This window comes from Pseudogulbenkiania sp. MAI-1 (assembly GCF_000527175.1).
GTDB lineage: Bacteria > Pseudomonadota > Gammaproteobacteria > Burkholderiales > Chromobacteriaceae > Pseudogulbenkiania.
In genome coordinates this window covers 3,807,718-3,819,366 of the sequence record NZ_AZUR01000001.1, presented here as the reverse complement: position 1 = coordinate 3,819,366, position 11,649 = coordinate 3,807,718, and the positions used below count along the sequence as shown (strand labels likewise).

General features: G+C 58.8%; 6 protein-coding genes. All 6 read left to right on the top strand.

Annotated elements, in window-relative coordinates; all coding sequences use genetic code 11:
• Positions 1-28: 28 nt before the first annotated feature.
• The 6 genes from PSEMAI1_RS0117855 (at position 29) to PSEMAI1_RS0117830 (ending at position 11,644) form a co-directional block, all read left to right on the top strand.
• Positions 29-1,657: a 3-(methylthio)propionyl-CoA ligase gene (locus PSEMAI1_RS0117855; protein WP_024304179.1), complete on the top strand. Its 1,629-nt coding sequence runs from the start codon at positions 29-31 to the stop codon at positions 1,655-1,657.
• Between the two features lie 579 nt (positions 1,658-2,236).
• Positions 2,237-3,970: a class I SAM-dependent DNA methyltransferase gene (locus tag PSEMAI1_RS0117850; RefSeq protein WP_024304178.1), complete on the top strand. Its 1,734-nt coding sequence runs from the start codon at positions 2,237-2,239 to the stop codon at positions 3,968-3,970.
• Positions 3,960-5,309 (top strand): restriction endonuclease subunit S, encoded by a 1,350-nt coding sequence (locus PSEMAI1_RS20740; RefSeq protein WP_084612730.1) that lies wholly within the window; start codon positions 3,960-3,962, stop codon positions 5,307-5,309. Before PSEMAI1_RS0117850 ends, PSEMAI1_RS20740 begins: the two co-directional genes overlap by 11 nt.
• On the top strand, positions 5,309-6,469 hold the full coding sequence (locus PSEMAI1_RS0117840) for an SIR2 family protein (protein ID WP_024304176.1): 1,161 nt from the start codon (positions 5,309-5,311) through the stop codon (positions 6,467-6,469). Before PSEMAI1_RS20740 ends, PSEMAI1_RS0117840 begins: the two co-directional genes overlap by 1 nt.
• Positions 6,466-8,505, top strand: a complete 2,040-nt coding sequence (locus tag PSEMAI1_RS0117835) for an RNA-binding domain-containing protein (RefSeq protein ID WP_024304175.1) — start codon at positions 6,466-6,468, stop codon at positions 8,503-8,505. The genes PSEMAI1_RS0117840 and PSEMAI1_RS0117835 overlap by 4 nt, the downstream gene beginning before the upstream one ends.
• Positions 8,495-11,644 (top strand): type I restriction endonuclease subunit R, encoded by a 3,150-nt coding sequence (locus PSEMAI1_RS0117830; RefSeq protein ID WP_084612729.1) that lies wholly within the window; start codon positions 8,495-8,497, stop codon positions 11,642-11,644. The genes PSEMAI1_RS0117835 and PSEMAI1_RS0117830 overlap by 11 nt, the downstream gene beginning before the upstream one ends.
• Positions 11,645-11,649: the final 5 nt, after the last annotated feature.

Sequence of the window (11,649 nt, the reverse complement as noted above, 5' to 3'; positions counted from 1 at the left end):
CGTATGAACGGCACAGAAGGGGAGACAGATGCTGCACGGACTGATGATGGACCAGCCCTTGCTGATTTCCGGGCTGTTGCAACACGCCGAACGCTGCCACGGCGATACCGAGATCGTGTCGCGCACCGTGGAAGGGCCGATCCACCGCTACACCTACCGCGACGCCGCGCGCCGCGCCCGCCAGCTGGCCAACGCGCTGGCGGCACTGGGCATCGAGTCCGGTGACCGCGTCGGCACGCTGGCCTGGAACGGCTACCGCCACTACGAACTGTATTACGCCGTGTCTGGCTCGGGCGCGGTATGCCACACCATCAATCCGCGGCTGTTCCCTGAGCAGATCGGCTACATCATCGACCACGCCGAGGACGTCGCGCTGTTCTTCGACCTCACCTTCCTGTCCCTGGTCGAACAGCTGGCGCCACAGCTCTCCGGCGTGCGCCACTTCGTGCTGCTGACCGACCGCGAGCACATGCCGCTGCACTCCACCATCGCCAACCTGCTGTGCTACGAGGAACTGCTCGACGGCCGCAGCGAACAGTACGACTGGCCGGTGTTCGACGAGAACACCGCCTCCAGCCTGTGCTACACCTCCGGCACCACCGGCCAGCCCAAGGGCGTGCTGTACTCGCACCGCTCCACGCTGCTGCACAGCTACTCCAGCTCGTTGCCGGACAGCCTCGGCCTCTCCGCGGCCGACGCGGTGCTGCCGGTGGTGCCGATGTTCCATGTCAATGCCTGGGGCCTGCCGTACAGCTGCACCATGAACGGCACCAAGCTGGTGTTGCCGGGTCCGAAGCTGGACGGCGCCAGCCTGTACGAGCTGATCGAACAGGAACAGGTGACGCTGGCTGCCGGCGTGCCGACGGTATGGCTGATGCTGCTGCAGCACTGCGAGCAGAATGGCCTGCGGCTGCCGAACCTGCAGCGGGGGATCGTCGGCGGCTCGGCGGCGCCGGCGGCGATGTTCGAACAACTGGCCGCCCACGGCGTTCAACTGCGCCAGCTGTGGGGCATGACCGAACTGTCCCCGGTGGGCACCACCACCGCGCCGCTGTACACGCACCGCGATGCCGACCCGGCCACGCTGCGCCGGCTGCAGACCCGGCAGGGGCGGCCGGTCTACGGCGTGGAGATCCGCCTGGTCGACGATGCCGGCCAGCCGCTGCCGCACGACGGTGTGGCCTTCGGCAACCTGCAGGTGCGCGGGCCGTGGGTGCTGAGCCAGTACTACCGGCGCGACCTCGACGCCAGCCTCACCGCCGACGGCTGGTTCGACACCGGCGACGTGGTGACCATCGACCCCGACGGCTACATGAAGATCACCGACCGCAGCAAGGACGTGATCAAGTCCGGCGGCGAGTGGATCAGCTCGATCGAGCTGGAGAACATCCTGGTCGGCCACCCGGCGGTGGCCGAGGCGGCGGCCATCGGCGTCGTCCACCCCAAATGGGACGAGCGGCCGTTGATGGTGGTGGTGCTCAAGCCCGGCCACAGCGCCAGCCGCGACGAGCTGCTGGCCTTCTTCGAGGGCAAGGTCGCCAAATGGTGGGCGCCGGACGAGGTGGTGATCGTCGACCAGCTGCCGCACACCGCCACCGGCAAGCTCCTGAAGACGACGCTGCGCGAGCAGTTCCGCGACTTCAACTGGCCGGCATAAGGTTAGATTGATTAAGCATTGGACGAACTAGAGCTTTTACGCTAGATTGTTCCGCGCACCTAAGAGCTCAGGCTTTTGTGTGTTAGCCCCTCGAAACATCGCAGCCGGATAAGCTCCGGCGAGGTGTTTCTTCCTCGTGTTGGCCCCTGCGGAGTGATCCCCGGGGGATTTTTTTGTCTTTTTGAAATTTCCGTCTGTTGGTCACGTGCTGACCACGGCAGGATTCCTGATACCTACCCAGTCCAAGCACTCGCGAGTGCCAACCCTCTTTGCATGCAAGCCCTCAGCCTTTGTGGGATAGCTTCTCCTCAGCCGTGCAATCTATTCATCTGTCTTGATCTTCTGGTTACTGCCTGGTCTTTGCTGTATCTTGCTGCACAGTTTTTGACAACTGTGCCAGGACTCGCCAGGTCAGCGACTGCACGAGCGGATTGCAGCTTGACTATCAAGGAAGTTGCGGAATATCTCAAAGTGGATGAGCGCACGGCATAGGGTGTTCGGTAGCGCGTGCGCTTTTCATGCTTCGAACCGGGGGCATGGCTTACCGCTCAAATGAATTTCAAGTAAGAGTTATTAAGAATGAATATTATCGAACAGCAATTCTTCAACGATCTCGAGAGGACGCTCTGGACGGCTGCCGACAAGCTGCGCTCCAACCTGGACGCGGCTGTGTACAAGCACATCGTACTTGGCCTGATCTTCCTCAAGTACGTGTCGGATGCTTTCGAGGAGCGGCAGAAGGAACTGGATGCGCAGTTTCGCGACCCCGGGCACGACTACTACATGGACCCCGCCGATTACCCGGAAGACTACGAGGCCGATATCGCCGCCGAACTCGAAGTGCGCGACTACTACACCGAGAAAAACGTGTTTTGGGTGCCGTTCGAGGCACGCTGGCAAACGCTGCGCGACTGTGCACAGATACCGCCCGGCAACGACTTGCCGTGGCAAATTCAGCAGCGCAACAAGGAAACCGGCGAACTGGTGTGGGTGCCGGAGAAAATGCGAACCGTCGGTTGGCTGATCGACAACGCGATGGAGGCTATTGAGCGCGAGAACGAGAAGAAACTCAAGAATGTGCTGGAGAAGGACCGTTATGCCCGTGCTCAGCTCGACTCGCACAAGCTGGCCGACCTGATCGCCCTGTTCTCCCGTACCAACTTCCACGCCACCGAATACCAAGGCCAGCCGCTCAACCTCAAGGCCAAGGACATCCTCGGCCACGTCTACGAATACTTCCTCGGCGAATTCGCGCTGGCCGAAGGCAAGAAAGGCGGCCAATACTACACGCCCAAGAGCATCGTCACGCTGATCGTGGCCATGCTGCAGCCCTTCAAGGGCCGCGTGTACGACCCGGCCATGGGCTCTGGCGGCTTCTTCGTGCAGAGCGAGGAGTTTATCGAGCAGCACGGGGGTAAGGTAGCAAGTGGTAAGACTGGTCAGATCAGCGTCTACGGGCAAGAGAGCAACCCCACCACGTGGCGTTTGGCCGCGATGAATATGGCCATCCGGGGCATCGACTTCAACTTCGGCGGGCAACCGGGCGACACGATGCTCAACGACCTGCACCCCGATCTGCGCGCCGACTACGTGATGGCCAACCCACCCTTCAACATGAAGGAATGGTGGAACGAAAAGCTGGCCAACGACCCGCGCTGGATTGCCGGTACGCCGCCACAAAGCAACGCCAACTTCGCCTGGCTGCAGCACATGCTCTACCACCTGGCCCCTACCGGCAGCATGGCGCTGCTCTTGGCCAATGGCTCGATGAGCAGCAACACCAATAACGAAGGCGAGATCCGCAAGAAGCTAATCGAAGACGACTACGTGGAGTGCATGGTGGCGCTGCCGGGCCAGCTGTTCACCAACACGCAGATTCCGGCCTGCATCTGGTTCCTCACCCGCGACAAGGCCAACGGCTTCAACCTTGACAAGAAAAAGCGCGACCGGCGCGGCGAGTTCCTGTTCATTGACGCTCGGCAGCTGGGTTACATGAAGGACCGCGTGCTGCGTGATTTCACCGTGGAAGACATCCAGAAAATCGCTGATACCTTCCATGCCTGGCAGCAGGGGGAAGGCTATGAAAACGTACCGGGCTTCTGCTATTCGGCCACCTTGGACGACATCCGTAAGCACGAGCACGTGCTGACGCCGGGGCGCTATGTGGGTGCGGCTGAGCAGGATGAGGACGACGAGCCGTTTGCCGACAAGATGGCAAGGTTGACCGCGCAACTGGCCGAACAGTTTGCCGAGAGTTCCAAGCTGGAGGGCGAAATTAAGAAGAACTTGGCGGGTTTGGGATATGGCAACTGATCTGCAACAGCCCCACACGACTCCCCAAATTTCTGGTCCGCTTGGTGACTTCGTTGAGTTCAAGAACGGCAGAAGTTCACCTGATCGTACAGACGATGGCGCCTTCGCTGTTTATGGTTCAAATGGAGCTATTGGGAAAGCTGATGTAACCAATGCGCCTGCTGGAACATTAGTTGTGGGACGCGTTGGATCTTACTGTGGTTCGGTTCACTACTCCCCGAATAGGTGTTGGGTAACTGATAACGCTATTATTGGCAGCAGCAAGAGTCAGAAAGATTCACGATTCTGGTTCTACAAGCTCACATCACTTGGGCTCAACAACTATCGTGCTGGTTCAGGACAGCCACTACTCAATCAACAAATACTAAACGGTATTGAGGTGTCAATTCCTGCTAGCGAGTATGATCGTTGCCAAATCGCAGAGATACTGGGGGCATTTGACGACAAAATCGACCTCAATCATCGCATCAACCAAACCCTCGAAGCGATGGCGCAAGCCATCTTCAAATCGTGGTTTGTCGATTTCGATCCGGTCAAGGCCAAGATCGCCGCCAAACAGGAAGGCCGCGACCCGATGCGCGCCGCCATGGGTGCCATCAGCGGCAAGACGGACGCCGAACTCGACGCCCTGCCGCGCGAGCAATTCGACCAACTCGCCGCCACCGCCGCGCTGTTTCCGGAGGAGATGGAAGACAGCGAGTTGGGCGAAGTGCCAAAAGGGTGGGAGGTGGAGATGCTTGGAAATGTCACAGCATACCTAAATCGAGGGATATCCCCCAAGTACCTGGAGTCAGGTGGTGTTCTGGTACTTAACCAGAAGTGCGTTCGTGACTTTAGAGTGGATATTTCAAAAGGCCGTCGGCATGACCCTGCTCAGAGAAAGATCGATGGCCGACGCCTTGAGGTTGGTGATGTCCTTGTGAACTCAACTGGTGTTGGGACATTAGGTCGAGTTGCTCAAGTACTTCATCTCGCCGAACAAACTATTGTCGACTCCCATGTGACGGTTGTTCGCGCTGGCGATGCTCTGAGCTGGCCTTATCTCGGCCAATACCTGGTTTGGAAACAGCCAGAGATTGAGGCTATGGGTGAGGGCTCTACTGGGCAAACGGAACTATCCAGAGCAAAGCTAGCCAGTCTCTCTGTTCTAATTCCAAACAAAGCAATATTAATAACGTTCGACCAGTTTGTTTCACCATTAAAGAGCAGAGTTTCGTCAAACGACCGAGGCTCGGAAAATCTTGCCGCCCTCCGAGAAACCCTGCTCCCCAAACTGCTGTCCGGCGAGTTGGCTGTTGACGCTGCTACCGATCTCGCGTTTACCGCTGGAGCAGAGTGATGGATATCAAAAAGCTCCGTGACAGCCACGATATCGTGGAGCAGCTAGAAACAGCGCTCCAAACAGCCTACGACTCGAATGAAGGGTTCAACAGTTCCGTCGACGAAGCGGATGTCGTGGTCATCCGAAGCTTGAAGGAAGCTGACCAATCCTATCTTTACAAACCCAGTGAGGTCTTATATTGGGTTGACCGTAAAGCCTATCTGGACGAGCTGGATCACTGGGAAGGCCAGCAGCAAGTTGATCAACACGAGGCTGCGAGCAACTTCATCAAACAATCGGATCAAGTTGCTGTGTTCCTCGATCTGGTTGATGCGATTCGCTTGGGTCGGATTGCCCCCTTTGTTGGCGCGGGCTTGTCTAAAGCGTGCGACTACCCGATGTGGGGCGAGGCGCTACGCAAGATTGCGCGGAAACTGGACGGGCTGGAAGTACAGGATATTGAACCGTTGATGGCGCAATACGATTACCTGCAGGCTGCGCAGGTGCTGCATGACGCGGCGGCGGATCAGGTTAACCACTTCATCAAAACTGAATTCCGCCAGCGTGTAGAGTCAGTGCGTGGTCCGGTCCTGTTGTTGCCCGAACTTGCTAAAGGCTGCATCGTAACCACGAACTTCGATTCAGTGATTGAAGCCGTCTTTCAGGAAAAGAAAGAGCTGCTGGATGGTTACATGTATGGCATGCAGCCGGGCAATGCGTTTGTGCAGCGTTTGCTGCGCGGCGAGCGTTGCATCCTGAAGCTGCATGGCGATGCTCGCCAGGAAAACACCTACGTATTTACGGAAAAGCAATATCAGGTGGCTTACGGAGAACCGCTGTCCTTCCAGAATCAATTGCCCCGCGCGCTGCGACAAATTTTCATCAGCCATTCATTGCTGTTCCTCGGATGCAGCCTGGAGCAGGACAAAACACTTGATCTGTTTAAATCGGTAGTGGATGAGGCGGCATTCGAAATTCCGGATCACTTTGCATTGCTGAGCAAGCCTTCGACACAGCAAGAGAAGGCGCAAAAGGAATCACGGTTGTTGAAGCTGAAGATTCGCCCGCTCTGGTATGACACGCCAGCGGGAGAGGATGGCAAGCCGGATCACAGTCTGCTTGAACAAATTCTTAAATTGGCTATTGCGGTCGCTCGCCGCCAGGTGGTGTTCGAATGATCGAGATCCAGTCTATCGAAGACCTCGCGTTGCTGCGTGAATCTCTCTCTCTGGAATGCAAATTGGCTGCCGGCCGCGACGGCAAGGGCGCATTGCCCGAAGACTTCTGGCCCACCTACAGCGCGTTTGCCAATACCGATGGCGGCGTGGTGTTGCTGGGCGTGCGGGAGAGGAAAGGTCAATTCGAACTGGCGGACATTCAGAACCCGGACAAGCTGCGCACCGAGCTCTTCAATAACCTGAATAACCGCCAGAAAGTCAGCGTCAACCTGCTCACGGACAGCCATGTGCAAGAGCTGCACGTTGACGGCAAGACGGTGCTGGCGATCACTATTCCACGCGCCAACCGTAAGCAGCGCCCGGTGCATCTGACCCAAAATCCCTTTGCCGGTAATACCTACCGTCGCCTGAACGAGGGTGACCGCCCGCTACCGGACGAGGAAGTCAAACGCATGCTGGCCGAGCAGGTGGAGGACAGCCGCGATGACCGCATTTTGCGCGGCTACGGCATCAGCGATTTGAGCGCGGAGACTTTGAGGGCTTACCGGCAGGTGTTTGCCAATCGCGACCCCGGTCATCCGTGGAATGCCATCGACGATCAGGAGTTTTTGCGGCAACTCGGCGGCTGGCGGCGTGATCGTGAGACCGGAGAGGCTGGGCTTACCCTGGCGGGCTTGCTGATGTTTGGCGAAATGGTCGCCATTCAGGAGGCCCTGCCTTACTACATGCTCGATTATCAGGAGCGGCCAGAGGCGAAAACCGAAAAGCGCTGGATCGACCGCCTGACGCTGGATGGCAAGTGGTCCGGCAATCTGTACGACTTTTACCGCAAGGTCTACCTGAAGCTCACGGCCGATTTGAAAGTGCCTTTCCATCTGGAAAAAGGGGAGCGCCAGGACGAAACGCCCGTACATGTGGCGCTGCGCGAGGCCTTGGCCAATGTGCTGGTGCATGCCGATTACTCCGACCGTGCATCGGTGCTGGTGGTCAAGCGGCCGGATATGTTCGGCTTCCGCAACCCCGGCTTGATGCGCATCCCGGTCGACGTGGCGTTACAGGGTGGGGAGGCGGATTGCCGCAACCGTACCTTGCACAAGATGTTCCGTTTTGTCGGCGTGGGCGAACAGGCTGGCACCGGCATCCCGAAGATTTTCCAGGGCTGGCGCTCCCAGCATTGGAACCCGCCCAAGCTCTACGAAACCTCGCAGCCCTACAACCAGACGCTGCTGGAATTGCGGATGATCGACCTCTTCCCTGAGCAAGTGATTCACAGCTTGCGGGCCAAGTTCGGTGCCGCTTTCGATGAGCTCGCTTATGACGAACGTGTCGCCTTGGCCTTGGCCGCCAGCGAGGGCACGGTGAACCATGCACGCTTGTGTACGGTTTCCACGGGGCACCCGGTAGATTTGTCGCGCACCCTGCAGCACCTGACCCAGCTTGGCATGCTGGAATCCACCGGGGGACGCGGTGCCGTGTACCACCTGCCGGGGCAGGACATGCCGACGCCGGATGATGTGTTTGGCCCAGCCTTCCCTGGTCTGCAGGCTATCGCTCCGGTTACTGTTGTCAGCTCCTCAGATTTGCCGGCGACCTCCTCAGTTTTGGCCGGTAGCTCCTCAGTTTTGGCCGGTAGCTCCTCAGATTTGGACTCGCGGCGTAGCCAGGAGGGGTACCTGCTGGCTGAACAGTTGCCGTTGCCTGTGATTGATTCGCTGAGTGCGTTGTCTCCGGACCTTCGGGCTCGCCTCGAGGGCCTTGCCCAAGAGCCGCGTACCAAGAAGAAGATGGATCGTGCCGTTCTGGAACTCGTGGTGCTGCAGGTATGTACGGGGCATTACCTGACCTTGCAGTGCCTGGCGGAGTTGGTAAACCGCCGGCCTGAATCGTTACGTAACGAGTACCTGACCCCAATGGTCCGTGCGCGGTCGTTGAGTTTGGCCTTCCCCACCACGCCTACCCATGAGCGGCAGGCGTACTGCGCTACCCTGTCATTGCCCTCTGCCGCAACCAACGGGAACCCAGTCCATGATGAATGAACAACAGCTCGAAGAACTCTGCCTCACTTGGTTCCAGGAGACCAGCTGGCAATTCGTGCATGGCCCGGACATCGCGCCTGATAGCGATCATCCCGAGCGCAGCGATTACCGACAGGTGATTTTGCGCGACCGTCTGTTGGCGGCGCTGGCTCGCATCAATCCGCAGATTCCGGCGGCAGCGCTGGAACAGGCGGCGCATGCGCTGCTGATGGTGAGTGAACCGCAGCAGGTGGTGCGCAATCGCAGCATCCACCGGATGCTGCTGTCGGGGGTGTCGGTCGAGTTCACCGACGGCGACAGCAAGAAGACCGATCTGGTGCACTTGATCGACTTTGCCAACCCGCGCAACAACGAGTTTTTGGTCGTCAATCAGTTCACCGTGGCGGGCAGCAAGCAGCCACGCCGGCCGGACATCGTCGCCTTCATCAACGGCCTGCCGCTGGCGGTGATCGAGCTGAAGAACCCGGCCAACGAGCAAACGGATGTGTGGGATGCCTTCAACCAGTTGCAGACCTACAAGGACGAAATCGCCGACCTGTTCAATTGCAATACAGCGCTGGTGGTGAGCGACGGCTGGACGGCGCGGGTGGGTTCGCTCACTGCCAACGCGGAGCGTATGCTGCCTTGGCGCACCATCTCCAACGAGGATGACCGGCCACGTCTGCAACTGGAACTGGAAACCATGGTGCGCGGCTTCTTTGAGCCGGAACTGTTCCTCGATTATGTCCGCCACTTCGTGCTGTTCGAGCAGGACGGCGATGTGATCATCAAGAAGATTGCGGGCTACCACCAGTTTCACGCGGTACGCGAAGCGGTGCGGGCAACGGTGATTGCGGCCAGTAGCCCGGACAAGGGCCTACTGGAATTGCGCGAAGAACGCGCCACTTACGGCAAGGAGGTGCGGGTTGGCTCGCGCAAGGCCGGTGTGGTGTGGCACACGCAAGGCTCGGGCAAGAGCATCACCATGGCTTGTTACGCAGGCAAGCTGCTGCAGCAACCGGAGATGAAGAACCCCACGCTGGTGGTGGTGACCGACCGCAACGATCTGGATGGCCAGTTGTTCGCTACGTTTTGCGCTGCCAGTGATTTGCTGAAGACCACGCCGGTGCAAGCGGGCAGTCGGGACGAATTGCGCGAAATGCTGGCTTCCCGTCAGGCCGGCGGCATCATCTTCACCACGGTGCAGAAGTTCGCATTGCTGGAGGATGAAGACGAGCATCCGTTGCTCTCCGACCGCTCGAACATCGTGGTGATTTCGGACGAAGCGCACCGCAGCCAGTACGGCATGAAGGGGCGCTTTGATGAGAAGACAGGGCGTTATGTCTTCGGCTATGCCAAGCACCTGCGGGATGCACTCAAAAACGCCACCTTCATCGGCTTTACCGGCACCCCCATTGCGTTGGAAGACAAGGACACCCGAGCGGTGTTCGGCGACTACGTCAGCATCTATGACATTCAGGATGCGGTGGACGATGGCGCCACGGTGCCCATCTACTATGAAAGCCGGTTAGCCAGGCTGGATGTGAACCAGTCCGAGATCGACGTACTCAATGAGATGGTCGATGAAGTGGTGGAAGACGAAGAGGACATCGCGGCCCGCGAGAAAACCAAGAGCGAGTGGGCTCAACTCGAAAAATTGGTGGGGGCCGAACCGCGCTTGGAGCAGGTGGCCAAGGATCTGGTGGAGCACTTTGAAACCCGTACCGCCACGCTCGATGGCAAGGCGATGATCGTCTGCATGAGCCGAGAGATTTGTGCCCTCCTGTATAACGCGATTGTGGCGCTGTGTCCGGACTGGCATAGCGACGATCCCGAGCAAGGGGCTATCAAGATCGTGATGACCGGCTCGGCGGCGGATAAGCCGCTGTTGCAACCGCACTTGTACAGCAAGCAGGTGAAGAAGCGCCTGGAAAAGCGTTTCAAGGACGCCAAAGACCCGCTGAAATTGGTGATCGTGCGGGATATGTGGCTGACTGGCTTCGACGCTCCTTGCTGCCACACGATGTACGTGGACAAGCCGATGAAGGGCCACAACCTGATGCAGGCCATCGCTCGCGTCAACCGGGTATTCAAGAACAAGCCGGGCGGCCTGGTGGTGGACTACATCGGCATTGCCAATGAGCTGAAGGCCGCGCTCAAAACCTATACCGAATCCAAAGGCAAGGGCGATCCCACGCACAACGCGGCCGAAGCGCTGGCGGTGCTGTTGGAGAAGATGGACATCGTGCGCGGCATGATGCATGGCTTCGATTACAGCGCGTATGAGACGGATGCGTTGAAGCTCTTGGTGCCAGCTGCCAACCACTTGCTAGGCCTGAAGGATGGTAAGCAGCGCTTTCTCGACACCATGGTCGCCGTAGCCAAGGCCTTTTCGTTGTGCGGGACTCTGGATGAGGCTGCCGCACTGCGCAAAGAGATCGCCTTCTTCTCGGCCATCAAGGCGGCCATCGCCAAGTTCACCACGGTGGACAAAAAGCGCTCGCTGGAAGAAAAGAACAGCGCACTCAAGCAAATCCTGGACAACGCCATCGTGGCCGACGGGGTGGCGGACATCTTTGCCCTGGCCGGACTGGACAAGCCCAACATCGGCTTGCTGTCGGACGAGTTCCTGGAAGACGTGCGCCAGATGGAAAGCCGCAACCTGGCTGTGGAACTGCTGGAAAAGCTGCTGCGTGACGAGATCAAGGCGCGTGCGCGCAACAACGTGGTGCAGGAAAAGAAGTACGGCGACCGGTTGCTGGAAACGCTGCGCAAGTATCACAACCGCGCCATCGAAACCGCCCAGGTCATCGAAGAGTTGATCCAGATGGCGAAGGAGTTCCAGGCGGTGCTGGAGCGGGAGGCTGCACTGGGTCTGGGGCAGGACGAAATCGCCTTCTACGACGCGCTAGCCAACAACGAGAGCGCGGTTCGTGAGCTGGGCGATGAGACTTTGAAGAAGATCGCCATCGAGATTACGGAGAAGCTACGGGCGAGCACAACGGTGGATTGGCAAGTGCGCGAAAGCGTGCGTGCAAGGCTGCGCATTCTGGTGCGCCGCACCCTACAGAAGTGGAAGTACCCGCCCGATCAACAGCCCGATGCCGTGGAGTTGGTGCTCAAGCAGGCTGAGTCGCTGTCCAACGAGTGGACGAAGTAGGGGAA

Bases quoted from the DNA above. Each gene is read 5' to 3' on its own strand.
- PSEMAI1_RS0117855 (WP_024304179.1), top strand. From the start codon at position 29: ATGCTGCACGGACTGATGATGGACCAGCCCTTGCTGATTTCCGGGCTG.
- PSEMAI1_RS0117835 (WP_024304175.1), top strand. From the start codon at position 6,466: ATGATCGAGATCCAGTCTATCGAAGACCTCGCGTTGCTGCGTGAATCT.
- PSEMAI1_RS0117850 (WP_024304178.1), top strand. From the start codon at position 2,237: ATGAATATTATCGAACAGCAATTCTTCAACGATCTCGAGAGGACGCTC.
- PSEMAI1_RS0117830 (WP_084612729.1), top strand. From the start codon at position 8,495: ATGATGAATGAACAACAGCTCGAAGAACTCTGCCTCACTTGGTTCCAG.
- PSEMAI1_RS0117840 (WP_024304176.1), top strand. From the start codon at position 5,309: ATGGATATCAAAAAGCTCCGTGACAGCCACGATATCGTGGAGCAGCTA.
- PSEMAI1_RS20740 (WP_084612730.1), top strand. From the start codon at position 3,960: ATGGCAACTGATCTGCAACAGCCCCACACGACTCCCCAAATTTCTGGT.